Origin of the sequence: Chryseobacterium sp. C3 (assembly GCF_014218905.1) — a bacterium.
In the GTDB taxonomy this organism is placed as follows: domain Bacteria; phylum Bacteroidota; class Bacteroidia; order Flavobacteriales; family Weeksellaceae; genus Chryseobacterium; species Chryseobacterium mucoviscidosis.
In genome coordinates this window covers 52,926-71,842 of record NZ_JACLCU010000008.1, presented here as the reverse complement: position 1 = coordinate 71,842, position 18,917 = coordinate 52,926, and the positions used below count along the sequence as shown (strand labels likewise).

21 protein-coding genes are annotated in these 18,917 nt (G+C 35.3%); 10 read left to right on the top strand and 11 right to left on the bottom strand.

Going from position 1 to position 18,917, the window contains the following annotated elements:
- Positions 1-30: 30 nt before the first annotated feature.
- Positions 31-2,739, top strand: a complete 2,709-nt coding sequence (locus H6W53_RS17290) for a hypothetical protein (RefSeq protein WP_185208588.1) — start codon at positions 31-33, stop codon at positions 2,737-2,739.
- Between the two features lie 19 nt (positions 2,740-2,758).
- Here the strand turns inward: H6W53_RS17290 and H6W53_RS17285 are convergent, their stop codons facing one another.
- The 7 genes from H6W53_RS17285 to H6W53_RS17255 all read right to left on the bottom strand — a co-directional run bounded on the left by H6W53_RS17285 (position 2,759) and on the right by H6W53_RS17255 (position 8,392).
- Positions 2,759-3,265, bottom strand: coding sequence for a low affinity iron permease family protein (locus H6W53_RS17285; protein WP_076391838.1), 507 nt, complete (start codon positions 3,263-3,265; stop codon positions 2,759-2,761).
- 188 nt (positions 3,266-3,453) lie between these two features.
- A complete protein-coding gene (gene rpsJ, locus H6W53_RS17280) occupies positions 3,454-3,759 on the bottom strand; it encodes a 30S ribosomal protein S10 (protein ID WP_002661363.1) in 306 nt (101 codons plus the stop codon).
- Positions 3,760-3,776: 17 nt separating this feature from the next.
- A complete protein-coding gene (gene fusA / locus H6W53_RS17275) occupies positions 3,777-5,894 on the bottom strand; it encodes an elongation factor G (RefSeq protein WP_076391836.1) in 2,118 nt (705 codons plus the stop codon).
- Positions 5,895-5,900: 6 nt separating this feature from the next.
- Entirely contained in the window at positions 5,901-6,377 is a 477-nt protein-coding gene (rpsG, locus tag H6W53_RS17270) for a 30S ribosomal protein S7 (protein WP_066695920.1), read from the bottom strand.
- 23 nt (positions 6,378-6,400) lie between these two features.
- Positions 6,401-6,814 (bottom strand): 30S ribosomal protein S12, encoded by a 414-nt coding sequence (rpsL, locus tag H6W53_RS17265; protein WP_027381287.1) that lies wholly within the window; start codon positions 6,812-6,814, stop codon positions 6,401-6,403.
- 103 nt (positions 6,815-6,917) lie between these two features.
- Positions 6,918-7,667 (bottom strand): hypothetical protein, encoded by a 750-nt coding sequence (locus H6W53_RS17260; protein ID WP_185208586.1) that lies wholly within the window; start codon positions 7,665-7,667, stop codon positions 6,918-6,920.
- Between the two features lie 515 nt (positions 7,668-8,182).
- Positions 8,183-8,392, bottom strand: a complete 210-nt coding sequence (locus H6W53_RS17255; RefSeq protein WP_185208585.1) for a hypothetical protein — start codon at positions 8,390-8,392, stop codon at positions 8,183-8,185.
- A 231-nt stretch (positions 8,393-8,623) separates the two neighbouring features.
- Between H6W53_RS17255 and H6W53_RS17250 the strand changes: the two genes are divergently transcribed.
- The 4 genes from H6W53_RS17250 (at position 8,624) to H6W53_RS17235 (ending at position 11,637) form a co-directional block, all read left to right on the top strand.
- On the top strand, positions 8,624-9,100 hold the full coding sequence (locus tag H6W53_RS17250) for a Dps family protein (RefSeq protein ID WP_087706511.1): 477 nt from the start codon (positions 8,624-8,626) through the stop codon (positions 9,098-9,100).
- Between the two features lie 94 nt (positions 9,101-9,194).
- Positions 9,195-10,373, top strand: a complete 1,179-nt coding sequence (gene pncB, locus H6W53_RS17245) for a nicotinate phosphoribosyltransferase (RefSeq protein WP_185208584.1) — start codon at positions 9,195-9,197, stop codon at positions 10,371-10,373.
- 4 nt (positions 10,374-10,377) lie between these two features.
- The gene (locus H6W53_RS17240; protein WP_185208583.1) at positions 10,378-10,890 is read left to right on the top strand and encodes a YciI family protein; all 513 of its coding nucleotides are present in this window, start codon (positions 10,378-10,380) and stop codon (positions 10,888-10,890) included.
- A 12-nt stretch (positions 10,891-10,902) separates the two neighbouring features.
- The gene (locus H6W53_RS17235; protein ID WP_185208582.1) at positions 10,903-11,637 is read left to right on the top strand and encodes a hypothetical protein; all 735 of its coding nucleotides are present in this window, start codon (positions 10,903-10,905) and stop codon (positions 11,635-11,637) included.
- 36 nt (positions 11,638-11,673) lie between these two features.
- Here the strand turns inward: H6W53_RS17235 and H6W53_RS17230 are convergent, their stop codons facing one another.
- On the bottom strand, positions 11,674-11,847 hold the full coding sequence (locus H6W53_RS17230) for a bacteriocin-like protein (protein WP_157967225.1): 174 nt from the start codon (positions 11,845-11,847) through the stop codon (positions 11,674-11,676).
- A gap of 142 nt (positions 11,848-11,989) precedes the next feature.
- Between H6W53_RS17230 and H6W53_RS17225 the strand changes: the two genes are divergently transcribed.
- Positions 11,990-12,745: a DUF5995 family protein gene (locus tag H6W53_RS17225; protein WP_185208581.1), complete on the top strand. Its 756-nt coding sequence runs from the start codon at positions 11,990-11,992 to the stop codon at positions 12,743-12,745.
- 49 nt (positions 12,746-12,794) lie between these two features.
- Here H6W53_RS17225 and H6W53_RS17220 read toward each other — a convergent pair whose 3' ends face one another.
- Complete coding sequence (locus tag H6W53_RS17220; protein WP_185208580.1) at positions 12,795-13,454, bottom strand: SGNH/GDSL hydrolase family protein; 660 nt, start codon at positions 13,452-13,454, stop codon at positions 12,795-12,797.
- Between the two features lie 274 nt (positions 13,455-13,728).
- On the opposite strand from H6W53_RS17220, the gene rmuC reads away from it, so the two are divergent.
- Together rmuC and H6W53_RS17210 are read left to right on the top strand one after the other, a co-directional pair.
- Positions 13,729-15,237: a DNA recombination protein RmuC gene (gene rmuC / locus H6W53_RS17215; RefSeq protein ID WP_410500803.1), complete on the top strand. Its 1,509-nt coding sequence runs from the start codon at positions 13,729-13,731 to the stop codon at positions 15,235-15,237.
- Positions 15,238-15,303: 66 nt separating this feature from the next.
- A complete protein-coding gene (locus H6W53_RS17210) occupies positions 15,304-16,071 on the top strand; it encodes a TrmH family RNA methyltransferase (protein WP_185208576.1) in 768 nt (255 codons plus the stop codon).
- Positions 16,072-16,195: 124 nt separating this feature from the next.
- On the opposite strand, the gene H6W53_RS17205 is transcribed toward H6W53_RS17210, so the two are convergent.
- Positions 16,196-16,465 (bottom strand): hypothetical protein, encoded by a 270-nt coding sequence (locus tag H6W53_RS17205; protein ID WP_116095796.1) that lies wholly within the window; start codon positions 16,463-16,465, stop codon positions 16,196-16,198.
- 183 nt (positions 16,466-16,648) lie between these two features.
- On the opposite strand from H6W53_RS17205, the gene H6W53_RS17200 reads away from it, so the two are divergent.
- Positions 16,649-17,827 (top strand): hypothetical protein, encoded by a 1,179-nt coding sequence (locus H6W53_RS17200; RefSeq protein WP_185208574.1) that lies wholly within the window; start codon positions 16,649-16,651, stop codon positions 17,825-17,827.
- Entirely contained in the window at positions 17,811-18,392 is a 582-nt protein-coding gene (locus H6W53_RS17195; protein ID WP_185208572.1) for a hypothetical protein, read from the top strand. Before H6W53_RS17200 ends, H6W53_RS17195 begins: the two co-directional genes overlap by 17 nt.
- Here H6W53_RS17195 and H6W53_RS17190 read toward each other — a convergent pair.
- A complete protein-coding gene (locus tag H6W53_RS17190) occupies positions 18,341-18,916 on the bottom strand; it encodes a 5-formyltetrahydrofolate cyclo-ligase (RefSeq protein WP_185208570.1) in 576 nt (191 codons plus the stop codon). The two genes, H6W53_RS17195 and H6W53_RS17190, sit on opposite strands and share 52 nt — an antisense overlap.
- Position 18,917 lies beyond the last annotated feature (1 nt).

Below are 18,917 nucleotides of genomic sequence, written 5' to 3'. Positions count from 1 at the left end.
TTATAAACTTAAAAAAACACCATTAACAAAATGAAAAAGTATTTTCTTTCGCTTGCGGTTCTATCGCTTTTTTACAGTAAAACTGAAGCATGCGCATGGTCTGATCCGGATTATGAATATTTCAATCTGTTTACGCAGAGTATCATAAAGGATAAATCTTACCTGCCATTTCTTCACAGCTATTCCACCAGATTTTATACTGATTTTAAACAATCCCAGATTCCTAATGAAAATGTGGATGCCTGGAAAAAATTCTTTAATAATCAACTGACTTTTGCGGAGACAGATTATCTGGTGAATAAAATGAACATCAATGATCTGAATGCTCTGAAAAATGGCAGCACGAACAATCAGCTTCTTACAAAACTCGGATCTGGTTTCTATTCTAAATATAAGGAAGCGATTGATTATCTGATTGAGGCAAAATATCTTGAACCGTACATGAAAATCAACTACGTTGAAAGTCCGGATTCATTTTATTACCGTAAAAGCGAGAGTTCACAAAATGCAACAAATCTTGATTACAATAAAACCATCACTGCATTAACCTCTCTTTACAATGCGGCAAAAAATCCTGAAATCAAACAGCGTTACGGATATCAATTGGTGCGTTTCAACCATTATACAAGAAATTACGAAGCTGCGACAGAGGCTTTCAAGAATTATGTTGAACCCATAAAATCAAGAGGAGCTACTTATTTTATGGCTCTTGATCAATTGGCGGGTGCACAACGCGGACTGGATCTGAAAAGTGATGCCAACTGGAATTTCTTTCAGGTCTTTATGAACAGTAAAAGCCGTAAAGAGTCTGCCTTCGTGTCTATGAAACTTTCGGACACTGCTTCTTTTAATAATATTATGAAAAGAGCGGGAACGAATGAAGAAAAAAACATGGCTTATTTTCTTTTAGGCTATGAAGATTTCAACAATCCGATTCCGATTATGGAGAAAATGTTTGAAATAGATCCTGATTCTGAAATTCTGAAAGTGATGGCGGTGAGAAGCATCAATGAACTGGAAAGAAACTATCTCCCGATTTATTATTACACCAACAATAATGAAAAATCTACGGTAAAAGTTTCTGCAAACACTACAGCGGATCAGCCAAAAACTGAAGTTGCGGAAGCTCCTAAAGAGGAAAAAATATCGTTCTGGCAGAAAATTGTGCGCTTTTTTAAGAAGTTATTCGGAGTTAAAGATAAAACGAGTGCTGAAACGAAAGCCGATCAAAGCGATGATGAATTGCTGGACAACCCGAACAGAATTCCGGTTTTCAACAAGAATAATTATTACTATGACGATCAGACGAAAGATTTCTTAGATGATCTTGAAAAATTCACAAGCAAAACGAAAGAAAAATCTAAGGACGAATACTGGCAGATTGCAGATGCTTATCTGAAGTTCCTTAAGAAAGATTATAAAGCCAGTACGGAGATTTTATCAGACATTCAAACCAGCAATCCCGAATATCAGGAACAGATTAAAAGAATGAAGGTTCTGAATGATATCGTTTCGCAGCCTAAAATTGATGCGGATTTCGAAGATCATTTAATGAAAGATTATGCTGAATATTTTGTGGATAAACCGGAGCCACCTAAAAAAGACAGTACAGAAACAGAATATGATTATTATGGTGAGGTTCCTTCTACAAAAGATTTCCTGAAAGATGTTCTTGCCAACCGTTATTTCCTGCAGGGTGAAGACGGAAAATCTTTCCTGATGAGCAATACGCTTTCTGATCTTCAGTACAACCCCAACTCTAGTCTGGTAAAAAGTGTGGAAGATTTTTACAGAAAGCCGAACAAAACGAAATTCGAGGAACAGATTATTGCTAAAAACATTGATGATGTAGGAAATATCGATGCCTTTTTTGCAGTGATTTATGGTGACAGAGCCATGAGACAGGCAGATTTTGAGAAAGCTAAATCATACTATGCAAAAGCTCAGAATTTCACAGGAATTCCTAGAATCAATTATGACTGGGACGGGAATTCTCAGAAAAAAACGCCTCATCAATACGGAGCTTCAGAATACAATGGTTTCCGAAGTATTTCGGATCTTGTTTTCGGGCATAATGTTTGGGAAAGTTATCAGAGTGCGCCAGAAGAAAGTATAGTGAAGGAAGATTTTTCTCAGTTTTCTTTCATTAAACCTATGATGAATAAACTTGAATTGGCAGATGCTTTAATTCAGCTTAAAAAAATAGGAAGCGGTAAGGACGAAAGATCAACAAAAGCCAATCAGCTCATTGGAAATCTTCTTTACAATACTTCTTCTTTGGGATATTACAGACAGTTATTTGTGATGGATGTTGACAATACGAATGGCGGAAAATATAATTTCTGGAGCACCGACAGTGAAACGCCGTATCAGTACTACTACAAGAACTTTACAAATACTACTTTTATTGAACCTGATAATTTTGATCTGGCAATTAATTATTATAAAAAAGCATTGAATACATCAACGGATAAAGAACAGAAAGCAAGAATTCTGTTTCAGATGGCAAGTGCGGAACAGGGGAAATATTATCAGTATGAAACTAAAAATCCTTCGAACGTAGATTATTCGGATCCGAAATACAGTGAGAAAAGTGATTCTTACCAGAAGAATTTAGATCAGATTAAAAACCAAAAATACAGAACGTATTTTGCCATGCTGAAAACGCAATATGCAGATACGGAGACTGCCAGAAATTTAATGGGAAGCTGTTCTTATTTCGGGTATTTTATGAAATAGTATTCAATAAAAAAAGGAATCAGATCGATTCCTTTTTTTTATTTTCTTTTTGCTGTTGCAACCACTCTTCATGTTTTTTTCGGAAAGCATCATGCTTCCGATCCTGATTTCTTTTTGCCGCATCGATAGAGTGTGAGGAATGGATATCTTCATCCTCTTCGGCAAAATCTGCCAGTTTTTCATAGTAACAATGGAGCTGATCGAGTTCCTTCTCCGTTAGATCTTCAATATCCACAATTCTGTTGCTGGCTTTTTCATTCGCGGCGATCAGTTCATTTAATTTGATCTGAATGGCTTTCGAGTCTTTATTCTGTGCTTTCTGAATTAAAAATACCATCAGGAATGTGATGATGGTTGTTCCGGTATTAATTACGAGCTGCCACGTTTCGGAGTACTTAAAAATCGGTCCTGAAGCACCCCAGATAATAACGATTAAGGTTGCTCCGATGAAGGCGTAGGAACTTCCTGTAAATTTTGTTGCCCAGTCTGAAAATTTCTCGAAAAAACTTTTATCTGACTTATCCATTTTCGTTGGTTTTAATGAGATTTAAAGCATCAAAAACTCCGCCGAAAAAGATGAGTTTGTGGATAATTAAAATGTTAAATTCAGTTACATTTTATACCTTGTTTCTAAAAACAAAATATGACAATACATAAAAAATCCGCTCCCCGAAAGGAACGGATTTTATATAATCATTGCAAAGTATGCAATTATCACACTTTAATTTCAACATCTACACCTGAAGGAAGTTCTAATTTCATTAGAGCATCAACAGTTTTAGAAGAAGAAGAGTAGATATCCATCAATCTCTTGTGAGCTGATAATTGGAACTGCTCTCTTGCTTTCTTGTTTACGTGCGGAGATCTCAACACTGTGAAGATTCTCTTGTTGGTTGGCAATGGAATTGGTCCGTTTACAACAGCACCAGTAGCCTTTACCGTTTTTACGATTTTCTCTGCAGATTTATCTACCAAGTTGTAATCGTAAGATTTAAGTTTTATTCTGATTCTTTGTGACATTTTAATCTAATTTAATATTAACCTTTAGCCTTAGCGATTACTTCTTCAGCAACGTTTGTAGGAGCAGCTTCGTATTTCTCGAATTCCATAGAAGATGTTGCTCTACCTGAAGATAACGTTCTAAGAGAAGTTACATAACCAAACATTTCAGAAAGTGGAACGAAAGCCTTGATAACTTTAGCGTTGTTTCTGTCGTCCATACCGTTTACAGTACCTCTTCTTCTGTTAAGGTCACCTACGATATCACCCATGTACTCTTCAGGAGTTACTACTTCAAGCTTCATGATTGGTTCCATGATAACCGCTTTAGCAGCTCTACCAGATTCTTTGAAACCTAGCTTCGCAGCCAATTCGAAAGATAACTGATCCGAGTCAACCTGGTGGTAAGATCCATCTTTCAATGTAATCTTCATAGATTCTACCTCAAATCCAGCTAAAGGACCGTTCTTCATTGCTTCTCTGAATCCTTTTTCAACTGAAGGAACAAATTCCTTAGGAATGTTACCCCCTTTAATTTCGTTGATGAATTCAAGACCTGTTTTACCTTCGTCTGCAGGACCGATTTCGAATACGATATCCGCGAATTTACCTCTACCTCCAGACTGTTTTTTGTAAACTTCTCTGTGGCTGGCTTTTTGTGTAAGAGCTTCTTTGTATTCTACTTGCGGCTGACCTTGGTTAACCTCTACTTTGAACTCTCTTCTCATACGGTCTACGATGATATCCAAGTGAAGCTCACCCATCCCGGAGATAATAGTTTGTCCTGAAGCCTCGTCTGTCTTAACCTGGAATGTTGGATCTTCTTCAGCTAATTTAGCTAAAGCGTTACCCATTTTATCCTGGTCAGCTTTCGTTTTAGGCTCAACAGCGATACCGATTACCGGATCTGGGAAGATCATTGATTCAAGAACGATTGGGTTCTTTTCATCAGATAATGTATCTCCTGTTTTAATATCTTTAAATCCTACAGCAGCACCAATATCTCCAGCCTCGATATATTCAACCGGGTTTTGCTTGTTTGCGTGCATCTGATAGATTCTTGAGATTCTTTCTTTGTTACCAGATCTTGTGTTTAGTACATAAGAACCAGCATCCAATCTTCCTGAATAAGCTCTAAAGAATGCTAATCTACCTACGAATGGGTCAGTAGCAATTTTGAAAGCTAATGCAGCGAAAGGCTCCTCAACAGATGGTTTTCTTTCGATATCAGCGTCAGTTCTTGGATCTGTTCCTTTGATATTATCCTTATCTAATGGAGAAGGAAGATATTTACAAACAGCATCAAGCATGAACTGTACTCCTTTGTTTTTGAAAGAAGATCCACAAGTCATTGGGATAATAGAAAGATCGATAGTCGCTTTTCTTAATGCTTCGTTGATTTCCTCTTCAGAAATTGAATCCGGATCTTCGAAGAACTTCTCCATCAAAGTCTCATCATAATCAGCTACAGCTTCTACTAATTTCTCTCTATATTCAAGAACTTCATCCTTCATGTCTTCAGGAATCGGAACTACTTCATAAGTTGCTCCCTGTCCTGCTTCATCCCAGATGATCGCTCTGTTTTTAATTAAGTCTACAACTCCTTTGAAATCTTCTTCAGCACCGATTGGTAAAACGATTGGAACTGCATTAGATCCTAACATTTCTTTTACTTGTTTTACAACGTTCAAGAAGTCAGCACCCTGTCTGTCCATTTTGTTTACGAATCCCATTCTCGCAACTTTGTAGTTGTCAGCCAATCTCCAGTTTGTTTCAGACTGAGGCTCTACTCCATCTACTGCAGAGAATAAGAATACCAAACCGTCCAATACTCTCAAAGATCTGTTTACTTCTACGGTGAAGTCAACGTGTCCCGGTGTATCGATAATGTTGAAGTGGTAAGGTTTTGTTTCAGGTAATTTCTTACCTTGATCTGTTGGGAAATTCCAGTTACAAGTAGTTGCAGCAGAAGTAATAGTAATACCTCTTTCTGCTTCCTGTTCCATCCAGTCCATTGTAGAAGCACCATCGTGAACTTCTCCAATTTTGTGGTTTACACCTGTATAGAATAAAATCCTTTCTGTAGTGGTAGTCTTACCTGCATCAATGTGAGCAGCAATACCAATATTTCTTGTAAATTTAAGATCTCTTCCCATTTCAGATTAGAATTTGAAGTGTGAGAAAGCTTTGTTTGCTTCCGCCATTTTGTGAGTATCTGTTTTCTTTTTGAAAGCAGCACCTTCTTCTCTTGAAGCAGCTACTACCTCATTAGCTAATTTCAAAGCCATAGACTTATCATTTCTCTTTTTAGAGTAGCTAATTAACCATTTCATTGCCATAGAAATTTTTCTATCTGCTCTGATTGGCATTGGGATCTGGAAGTTAGCTCCACCTACTCTTCTAGAACGTACTTCTACGTGAGGCATAACGTTTGTTAATGCATCTTTCCAGATTTCAAGGGCTGTTTTTTCAGAATCTCCTTTTTTAGTTTCTACGATATCCAACGCATCATAGAAAATTTTGAATGCGATTGACTTCTTACCGTCAAGCATTAAATTGTTTACGAATCTCGTTACCAACTGATCATTAAATTTTGGATCTGGTAACAACGGTCTTTTTTTCGCTTTCGTCTTTCTCATTGTTTCTGTACCTTATTTAATGATTATTTTTTCTTTCCTTTTGCTGGTGCAGCTGGTGCCTGACCTGGTTTAGGTCTCTTAGCTCCGTACTTCGATCTTCTCTGCGTTCTTCCATTTACACCTGCAGTGTCTAATGCACCTCTTACGATGTGGTAACGTACTCCCGGTAGGTCTTTCACCCTTCCGCCTCTAACCAATACTATCGAGTGCTCCTGAAGATTGTGTCCTTCGCCCGGGATATAGGCATTCACTTCTTTACCGTTAGAAAGTCTTACCCTTGCAACTTTTCTTAGTGCAGAGTTAGGTTTCTTAGGTGTAGTAGTATATACTCTCGTACATACACCACGTCTTTGTGGACAAGAATCTAGGGCAGCCGATTTGCTCTTCTTGGCAAGCGTGGCTCTTCCTTTTCTTACTAATTGTTGAATAGTAGGCATTTAATTGCTTTTTATTTTAGGGTGCAAAAATAGTAATATTTTTTTAATTAACAAGCAGTTATATAGAAATAATATTTTTATTTAAAATTTAATTAACAGATACTTACGGTTTATCAACAATTGTAATACGAACATTTCTGTTCCAGTGAAAATCTTTGATATTATTTTTAAGTTCTTCCAGATTATTACCATTAACTGAATAAACGGACACCTTATCTTTTGCTACCGTAATAGGATTACTGATCTTGAGTTCGGCTACCTTTGTCCAGTTTTTGGGGATGTAAGTTTGAAGCCATGCTTCGTAAATGATGGCAATATCATAATTACTTACAGTAGTATATTTTGTTAGAAAAATTTGAAACTGAGAATCTGCATGCCTTTTATTTTCATTAAAGACAATTGTTTCCTTCGAACCTAAACCCGCTATATCAAGCAAATGAATATCTGTATAATATGTAACAGCTCCAATATCATTGGCAACAACCTTTGACTTATCATAGTAGGTATGCAGAAATCTTGCAGACTGAATTTGCTGTTCATAAATATTTTTGCCCCCGTCAATCAGCATTTTGTGAGCGAAGGAAAATTTATATATCAACAAAAAAATATTTGCCAAGATAAATCCTGAAATAATTAATTCCTTTTTAATGTAAGTCCTGAAATTTTCAAATAAGCCCTTAAGTTTTGGAATCAGAGCCATGGAAAAACCCGTAAGAATATAAGCTTCATACCTGAACATTCCTTTCAGATCAGCAAACATAGAGTGACAGATCATTAGCAAAGAAATAACAATCAGTAAAAAATGATCTTTAACTATTTGTTGAAAGTTCTTTGTTCTAAAATCTCTAATCATTAAAATCAGACAAATCATAATAGGAAAGAGCCCAATTTTATAAAAGCTCACATTTAACAAAAAATTATCAAGAAAAATAGTTTTCAACTGATTCGGAAAATGGGAATCAAAAGTAAACCTCGTTCCTTTTACAATTACTGAATTCGGAAATAAATAGCCATCATGATGAAAATTAAAATAACAAAGCAGTACAATCGGGATAAAACCTACCAGCAAAATCAAGAATACATGCTTCCATTTTTTAATTAAAAAAAACAGAAAAGCAAGAATTACAAAATAAAACATACTTTCAAAACGTACCAACCCCATCAATAATAAAGTGAGGTAAAATCCAAAAACAGAATATCTGTTTTTAAAATTTGAAAGACAAAAAATATTTATCACAAATAAAAAAACATGGAAAACATGCTCCATTCCGGATAAAACCTGCAAATGCATTACAGAAAAGAAAAGGGTAAAAAGCACTGAAAGCACGATATTTTTTGCCGTATTGAAAACACCCGAAAAATATTTATTCAGAAAATAAACCGTTCCGACTCCAAAAAAATATTTACCCAAAGCGAAAGGAAATCATTATTTCCGGAAACTTTTATTAAAACACTTAAAATATAGGTAAATAAAGGAGAAGAAGAAGTTGAAGAAAATTTATATTTCGTTACTCCCCAAACATCATACAGCGCAAAATTTTTAGCCATTGCCAAATGGATATATGCATCGTCTATCAAATATATATAATGTCCGTCAGTCTTCGATAAGGATATCAAAAAATAAACTGCACATACAGCAGCAAAAAAAAGAAGAGAGACTATAAAACTTTTCAAATTAACTTTTGACGAAGCTTCCATGTTTAAATTCATTCTAAAAATATCAAAGATAAGTATCATCAATCACGAAACCGCATTTTCGGCACAATATTTACTTAATATTGTTACAGAAAAATAAACTACAATAGAGATATGAAAAACGCCAACATTATCGGTCTTAAAGAAACCGACTGCAAAAAGATTTCAGAAAAATTAAATATTCTTTTAGCTAACTATTCTGTATTTTATCAGAATACAAGAGGCTCTCACTGGAACATTAAAGGAGATCAGTTCTTTACGCTTCACCCAAAATTTGAAGAGCTTTACAACAGTCTTGTTCTAAAGATTGATGAAATTGCAGAAAGAATTTTAACGTTAGGTGCTACACCGGCTCATAATTATTCAGATTACCTTAAAGTGTCAACCATAAAAGAAAGCGTGGAAGTAAGCGATGCTACAAAAAGTGTTGAAAACATTTTAAATTCATTTAAAGTAGTTATCGATCTTCAGAGAGAACTTTTGGATATGACGGAAAAAGCAGGAGACGAAGGAACCAACTCGCAAATGAGCGATTATATTACAGAACAGGAAAAAGAAGTTTGGATGTACAACTCCTATCTTGGAAAGTAAAGAAAGAAAAAATATCCGGAAAATTAAAAAAAATCACCTTACATTTAGGTGATTTTATTTTTAATAACTATATTTGCGTATAAATTACACAATCATGCACAACGTACGATTAAACTCCATTTTAGATAACGACTTTTATAAAATAACGATGCAGAATGCGGTGGTGAAATTATTCCCTAGTTCTGTGGTAAAATATGAATTCATCAACCGCGGAAAACACCAGTTTCCGGAAGGCTTTGACGCTGCTTTAAGAGAAGCCGTTGATAAGATGGCAGAACTGAAGCTGACGAAAGACGAAAAAAAGTTCATGGCAAGAACCTGCCCTTATATTGATCTTCCCTATCTTGATTTCCTTGAAGGTTATCATTATGATCCTTCCGAAGTTAAAATTCATCAGGAAGGAAACGATCTTTCCGTAACCGTTGAAGGACTATGGTACAGAACGATACTTTGGGAAGTCCCATTATTGGCGCTTATCAGCGAGCTTCACTACGAAATGAACCACATGGAAAGAGACTCCAATGAAGTGGTGATGAACAAAACACTGGAAAAAGCTGAAACACTGGCAAAACTGGGCGTTAATTTCGCAGAATTCGGAACCCGCAGAAGACACTCTCATAAAGTTCAGAATCTGGTTATGGAAGCTTTAACACAAAAGAAAGACTCTACATTCATCGGTTCTTCTAATGTACATTTCGCCATGAAATACGGTGTAAAACCTATCGGAACCCATGCTCATGAATGGTTTATGTTCCACGCAGCAGAATACGGTTTTAAAATGGCAAACGAACTGGCTTTGGAACATTGGGTGGATGTTTACCGTGGAGATTTGGGAGTTGCGCTTTCAGATACCTATACCACAGATGTTTTCTTCCAGCAGTTTGATAAAAAGTTTGCGAAACTTTTCGACGGTGTTCGTCACGACAGCGGCGATCCTCTGGAATTCGCGGATAAAACCATTGCTCATTATGAAAGACACGGCATTAATCCGCTATTCAAATATATCATTTTTTCAGATGGTCTAAATCTTGAAAAAGTAGAAGAAATCACCAATTACTGCAAAGGAAAAATCGGAGTTTCTTTCGGAATCGGAACCAATCTTACGAATGATGTCGGTTTAAAACCGATGAATATCGTCATGAAACTTATCGGTGTTCAGGCTCCGAACAAAGAATGGATTCCAACTGTAAAATTATCAGATGAACACGGAAAATATACCGGAGATCCTAAAATGATTGAATTGGCTAAAGAATTTTTAAGAATAAAAGAGTAAAACGATGAGAAAATTTTCATTGCTGATAGGTTTGTCTCTATTTCTTTCTTCATGTGTCATTACAAAAGGGAAAGACGGGCAATCTGGAAAAGCTGGAGAAAACGCTTCTAACACAAGCTCCAAAAATACATTTAATCAAGAACTGGCTACAGAACTGGGAGCCGATAAATACGGAATGAAGCCGTACGTAATCGTAATGCTGATAACAGGAACTACAAAAATTGAAGACAAGACAAAAATGGCTGAGTTAATGAAAGAACATTTAGCCAATATCGGAAAACTTGCTAAAGAAGGAAAAGTTGTAGTGGCAGGTCCGTTCACCTCAGATAACAAACAAAATTTTGAAGGGATGTTCATCTTCAATACAAAATCCAAAGAAGAAGCAGAATCATGGGTAAAAACAGATCCCGCTGTAAAAGCAGGAGTCTTCGGATATGAAATCTTCCCATGGTACGGATCGGCAGCTTTGCCATTGTACCTGAAGCACCATGAGGAAATTGCGAAAGAAAATCCTTAATTACTCAGGTCAATGAGAAAACTATCTTATGTTTTATTATTACTATCATTAATCAACTGCAAGAATAAATCTTCCGTATTCGAAGTAAAAATAAATCATGTTTCAAAAAATATTATTGATGAACTTAAGCATTTAAAAGAAGAGGAAACCAACTTTTCCGGATTACTTTATAAAGATGAAAAATACGAAGTGCGGAAAAGCTGCTCCGGTGAATGGGGAGGAACTGTTTATTTTAAAAACAGACAAAACAATGTCATTCATTATGCAGTGGCAACCTGCCCTGTTTCTGTAAATAAAATAAAAGGAAAATATTACGTTTCGAATTCTTTGGCGCATATGATGGGATTTTCAGAGATTCTTGAAATTGCAGATCCTGAAAAAATGGCAACAACACAAAAAATTCCGGTTTATCATCCTGATATTATAACTCGCGAATATGAATCAGAATCAACTTTAGGAACAAAAAAAATTCTTGATACAACAAGAGTTCTCATCGTATCAAGTTTCGTTTATAACAAAAAACTGTATTCAATAATTTCAGGTATTGACGGAACAAAAACAACCATTTCGGAATTAAAAAATAACCGGTTTGAAACAGTAACTGAACTTCCTGAAAAGATTTTTTATTCAGAACCCATTATTGTTAAAAAAGCAGAGAATGATATTGAATTATATTTCCAACATCCTAAAAAAGGAATTATGAAAGTTCATGATAATAAAATTCAGATAACGTATTACGAAAAATAAAAAACAGGCTGTCAAAATTATGACAGCCTGTTTTTTCTAATAATCAATGCAAATATAAGGTTTACGCGCAAGTACACAACAATAAGGATTACTGCAGAAGGTATATCCCGGATTACAGACTCCGTATTCTAAAGGAACCTGGCAGTTTTCATAAGCGCCACCTGCAATTGCTTTCAGCTCTTTTCTGTTTAAAGACTTTAAATTTTTCATAGTATTTTGTTTAATTTGCTCCTACTCTTAAGATTTTCGGACACCTCTATAATAATTCCTTTTATGGAGATTTAAATATACAAAATATTTTCACACAAAAATTTACACAAGGTTTTCTTATCTTTATAAAAAACAAAACATTATGAAAACCATAGAAGAAGTTCTGAAAAAATTAGACGAAATCATCATCTGGGCGAAAGAAAATCAAAGTCCGGTCGGATATTTTGCCTGTACCTACAGAATTATGACGGCGCAGGTTCTTAAAGGAATTCAACAGAAAAAATTTGAAGACAATCCGAGAATGACTGTACTGGATATTGCTTTTGCCACACGTTATCTTGAAGCTTGGGAAGCTTATTCGAAAGGACAAAAATGCACCAACTCCTGGTTTATCGCTTTTGAAGCCGCAAAGAATAAAAATCTGCTCATCTTACAGCACATTTTCTTAGGCATGAATGCTCACATCAATCTCGATCTGGGAATTTCCGCTTCTTCCATTATGCCCTACCGAAAAATCAATCCGCTGAAAAAAGATTTTGAAAACATCAATAATGTAATCGCTTCCATTAATCAAAAAGTTCAGGATTCTTTAAACAAGATTTGTTATCCAGTAGAATTAATTGATAAGCTTTCGAACGGAAAAGACAACGTCATTCTGGATTTTGCCATTTCAAAAGCAAGAGACACTTCATGGGCAACCGCCGTTATTGCATCAAATACACCCAACTTTCTGAGAGAAAACGTAATCGGAATCGTAGATTATGCCGCCGCAAAAGTTGCCACCCAAATTTTGAATCCTAAAATCCTCACTCCTTCTTTATTAAAGGAATTGAAAAAATGTGAAAGCAATGACGTTGTAAAAAACATAGAAATTTTGGCTTCTACCAAAAATGTTTAAGTTTCTTATGTAACCTTACAATTAATTTAATCCGACCCAAATAAGATTCTTAGTTTTTGCCCAGTTTTTTCATCAAAATGGCTTCCATCTTTTCGTAGCCTTTTGCCGTTGGATGAATTTCGTCTTCGGTATAGATTTTGTCCAGTCCGTTTCGGGAATCTTTCATTTCGGAATGATAATCCACGTACGGAATATTGTTCTTTTTCGCATACGCTTCGATCATTTTATTCAGGGCAATTACTTTTTCCGCCGGATGCATATCTTTTCTCCAGCCGAAATCGTAAGCAGGAAGCACCGAACAAAGCACCACTTTTATATTATTTTCTTTTGCCAGTTCCACCATCGAAACAATATTTCCGAAAACTTTATCCAGAGAAATCGGCCCCTGATTTTCGGCAATATCATTGGTTCCGGCAAGAATAATGACTCTTTTCGGTTTTAAATTGATAACATCTTCACGGAATCTCAAAAGCATCTGCGAAGTCACTTGTCCGCTGATTCCTCTTCCGACAAAATTATTCTTTGTAAAAAATGAAGGATCTGTAGAAAACCAGCCTTCCGTAATAGAATCTCCCATAAAAACAGAATTTGGAGCCATTTTTTTCGCTACAACTTCCTGATTTTGCTTTTCGTATTTCGCATAATTGGCAAAATCCTGTGCGGAAAACAATGCTGAAAACATAACGGCCGCAATGCTTAAGAATTTCATGAAACTTATTTTTGATTTGAAAAGATGAAATAACGGAAAACAAATTGATCCTGCAAATATCTTTTCCGAAAAACCAAAACTTTTAGTTGATTAATTTTTAAATACAATGTCACAAAAGATTTTTAATTTTTTATTACACCGAAAATTTTGAATATCGTAATCAACGTATTATAATGATCTTTTGCAGCTTTTGCCGCTAAAAAAAATAATTCCTAATATAAAACTTACGGTTTTCCATAAAAGAAATCAATTTTCCTTTTTGTAATTTTGAAAAATGGAGATGACATATTTAATTATAGGATTTATAGCCGGAGGAATTCTTGGTGCGGTTATTTTATATTTCGCCCAGAAATCTTCTACCGTTTCGAGGAATTCTTACGATGAACTCAATAATTTACACATTAAAAACAGTTCCGATTTAGAAAATTCCAATCAGAAAATTCAGGAATTAACACAAAATATCAGCAGGGAAAAAGAAATCAATGCACAGCAGAGCGATCTTCTTAATGATTTGAAAAATGAATTTGCCAAAATTTCTGCGGAACACGCTTCTTTAAACACTCAGTTTTCCGAACAGAAAGAATTTAATGCGAAACAGAATCTTCAGATCGAAAATCTTTTAACAGAAAAACAGACTTTGTTTGCAAAAAACTCCGAGCTTTCCGCAATTAACGAAAGCTTACAGAAATCTTTGCAGACGCAGAAAGAAGAGATCGCAAAAATTCAGGAAGAATCTAAATTACAGTTCGAAAATTTAGCCAATAAAATCCTTGAAGAAAAGACAGAAAAATTCACCACCTTAAATCAAAACAACCTTAAAACCATCCTTGAACCATTTCAGGAAAGAATCGTGGAATTGAAAAACCGCGTGAACGAAGCCTACGAAAAGGAAAACAAAGAGCGTTTTTCTCTTGCCGAAAAAGTAAAAGAATTAGCAGAACTGAATCAGCAGATTTCTGAAGATGCGAAAAAACTGACAAGAGCTCTGAAAGGCGAAAGCAAAACGCAGGGAAACTGGGGTGAAATGATTTTGGAAAGCATTCTGGAAAAATCCGGTCTGGTAAAAGGTAGAGAATATTTTCTTGAACATGAACTTCGCGATGAAGACAACAAAGCATTGTTCTCAGAATTTTCTGGTAAAAAAATGCGTCCCGATGCGGTTATAAAATATCCTGATGAAAGAAATGTTATCATCGATTCCAAAGTTTCGCTCACGGCTTTTACAGAACTGGTAGACGAAACCGATCAGGATGTTTATTTAATGAAACTCAATCAGCATTTATCTTCTATTAAAAGTCACATTACCCAGCTCAGCCAGAAAGCATATGATGATTATGGAAAATCCCTTGATTTCGTGATGATGTTTATTCCGAGCGAACCGGCTTATATTGCAGCAATGCAGGCAGACCAGAATCTTTGGAATTTTGCCTATGAAAGAAGAATTCTGCTGCTGAATCCAAGCAACCTGATTACTTCTTTAAAACTGATTGCCGATCTCTGGAAACGCGAATACCAGAACAGAAATTCTATGGAAATTGCGGAAAGAGGGGCAAAACTGTATGATAAATTCGTAGGTTTCATTGAAAATCTGGAGAAAGTAGGAAAAAATCTAGATCAGGCGAAAAACGTTTATAATGATGCTTACAAGCAGCTTTCAACAGGAAATGACAATTTGGTGATCCAAACCCAGAAACTGAAATCTCTGGGAATAAAAAATAAGAAAGATCTTCCGCAAAGTCTGGTAGAAAACTCTCAGACCGCACTGGAAAATTTAGAAGAATAAAATTTACAACCTCAGATCGGCTCTGAGGTTTTTTATTTAACTGCAAATTTTAACTAATTTTGCAGGATGTTAATAGAAAGCTTTCAGAACGAAAAAGTAAAATACATTACCAAACTTCTTACTGATAACAGATTCCGTAAGAAATCGGATGTTTTTGTGGTGGAAGGACAGCAGGAAAACGACCGCGCCCAGAAATATCATTTTGAACCCGTGGAATTTTTTATCTGCGAAACTATTTTTCAGAAAGAACTTCCCAAAGGGAAAATTCATCTCGTTAGCGAAAAAGTGTACGAAAAAATCGCCTATCGCGGAACTTCGGAAGGAATTATCGGGATTTACAAAACAAAAGAAGTCGATCTATCTGCGTTTAAACCAAAGGAAGATTCTACGATCATTATTGTAGAAGGTGTTGAAAAACCGGGAAATCTGGGGGCTATTTTGCGCAGTTGTGAAGCTTTCGGTATTGATGCATTAATTGTTTCAGACGGAAAAACCGATTTTTATAACCCGAATGTAATCCGCTCAAGTGTAGGCTGCTTATTCGGAATGGAAGTTTTTCAGGCGGAAAATCAGGAAACGTTTGAATTTCTTCAGAAAAATAATTTCAATATTTATACAACGATTATGGATGAAACTGCCGAAGATCTTTACAAAAGAGATTTTAAACAGAAATCTGCCGTTTTATTCGGGACAGAACATTCGGGATTAAGTAATTTCTGGATTGGGAAAGGAAAAAATACACTGATTCCGATGGCAGGAAGCATTGATTCTTTAAACCTGAGCAATGCTGTTGCGATTACGTGTTACGAAACACTGAAGCAGAAGAAGGGATAATTTGGTTGTTGGGGATTGACTGATGCTTCATCTTTAATCGCTAACAAACCAATAATTACTAAACATATAAGCATAAAAAAACCGTTCCACTAAGTGAAACGGTTCTTTTATTTTTAAGCTTAGATTATTTCTTAGCAGCTTCTTCTTTCTTAGCTTCAGCTTTGATTTCTTCTTTAGCAACTTTTGCATCAGCTTTAACTGAATCAGTAGCAGCAGCACCAGCAGCTTTAACTGAATCAACTTTAGCAGTTGTAGTAGAATCGATAGCAGCAGTAGCAGAATCTGTAGTAGCAGTTACTGAATCTGTAGAAGCTTCAGTTGTGTTAGCTTCAGTTTTTTTACAAGCAACTAGAGAGATTGCAGCGATAGCAGCTACGAATAATGACTTTTTCATAATAAATTAAATTTAATTTTGTTAATATTGTTTTATAAAATCTTTTTCTGTTCTGTTATTTGAACAAGACAAAGGTATAGCAGATAGAAAATTTGTTTAGGAAAAATAATTGTAATACCTTTGTAAAATAGTTTTACAAAATAACATTACTGATAATCAATAATTTAATCATTATAAAATAAATTGACGGACTTAGATCTATTACATTTTGAGCAGTTAAAAAAGGATGTCCAGGCTCAATATCTGAAAGAATACACTCCTTCCTATGACGATATTTCGAAATGGAAGGGTATCGACATCATTTATTTTCAGGAAGATCTCAGAAAAAAGGCAAAAGGGAACATCAGCGAAAAATCTTTTTATACCTATTTTAAGAATTCGCCGGTTACCAAACTACCAAGAATCGATATGCTGAATTTACTCAGTATTTATGCAGGTTACGACTCATGGTATGAATTCAAAAAACAGCATCTTTTTGCAGGTGAATTGCTGCAGGATGATGAAGATTTGAAAGACAATGAACTTAAAGAACTGGAAAAAACAGTTTCTGCATCACTTGATTTGCCAAAAGATGACGATCTACCTAAAAAACAGGAATTTAAAACCCCTGAAAACTCCGATTTACAAAAATCAATACTTGAAAATCAATTAATTACTAAAAATTCAGAGACTGAAAAAATTTCTTTAGCAGAAGCTGAAAAACCGAAGAAAAATTTCATCAGAAAGAATGTTTGGGCAATTGTTACCACTATTTTGGTAATTCTTACAGGACTTTTAGGATTTAAAGATGCGATCTTTCAAAAAACTTATGTATACTGTTTTACGGATGCCGACAGAAATTTAAGTATTCAGCGTGAAATAGAAATCAAAGTGATCAAGGAAAACGAATCTCCTATTCTTTACCGAATAAAACCCGGAGAATGTTTCAGATATCCCACAAAAGATAAGAATCTTAAAATGCAGATCAGTTCTCCGTTTTATGAATATCTGGAAGTGAACCGAAACTTACAAAATGCTCCTGAAGAAGAAACCATCGAGCTGAAACCCGATGATTATAAGATGGCGCTTTATTATTTTTCAACAAAGGATGTAAAAGGAGAAAATTCAAAGGAACAGAATGATCTCATCACCCAGAAAAGAAGACAACTGGAAAACCGAATCAGCAACAACGCCGTGATTACTCAGGTTTATGACAGTGATATTTACGGACTTGAAACCTTGGACAAGGAAGATTACATTACCTTAGTTACCACACCTACAACATCACTTAAAAACCTTAATGTTATCGAAATGAAGACGGATAACAAAGGGAAAATCGTATCTATTAAATTTAAAATCTCAGCCAATGAAAACAATAAATAACTTTTTGTTTTTTATCATATTAATAGGATTCACCATGATTTCGTGCGTTAAAAAAGAAGACAACGGAGGACAGAGTGATCTGGAAAAGCTAAGAAACACGAACAACAAAACGGTAAAAATGGACAGTACTCAGGCTATCAATTCCATTACTTCGCAAAAAGTACAGGATGTGCTGGATTTGTCTACGTTATATCTTTCCGGACAGAGAAATACGGAAATTGATACGGCAATTTACTCTAAAATAGAAAAGTATTTCCAGAAGTCTGATTCTACTACCTTTAAGGATCTTTTTAAAGAACTCGAAAGCCTGAATGTAAAAAAAGTACGCGTCAGCAATCTGAATGTTTTCCAGAAAATAAAGGAAAAGGACACGCTGAATTTCGCCAAATTCAATGTGGAATATTTTGGAGATAAAAATAAATCGTTGGGAAATTTTGAACGGAATGCACAATACACTTTGGTGTCAAAACCGTCTCAGAAAAGCAAGGAATTTAAATTTTACTTTGTGAAATTTTACTCAGATGCTCCTGAAAAAGACAGTACCGCATCAGGTGTCACCAAATAGTCGAGCGGAATATCATTTTCCCAGACATCATCGATATTTTCTTCGGGGTTAAAATAATTAACTCCGATTTTTTTTGTCTCTTCCGATACTTTTTCAAAAAAACCATCGTAAAAACCTTTTCCGTAACCTACTCTATTTCCTTGTCTGTCGCAGTATAAAAGGGGCGTAATTACAAAATCAAAATCCAGAATACCTGAATCTTCATCAGAAACCGGCTCGGAAATTCCCCAGCTATTCAACTCAAATTTAGAATCTGCAAAAATTTCTACCGAAAGCAGTCTTGTATCGACAATTTTAGGGACAAAAACACGGATCTTTCTGCTTAAAAAGTAGCTGACGAAAATCTGGGTATTTACTTCCCTAAACTTCTCAATCGGGATGAAAATATGGATTTTCTGGTTTTGAAAAGGTTTGAAAGATTCAATGAAATTTTTAAAAATCTTTTCAGATAACAAGAAAGCCTCATCAATCGACAAGGCTTTTCTTTTTTGCATATATTTTTTTCTTAATTCTGCTTTTAACATA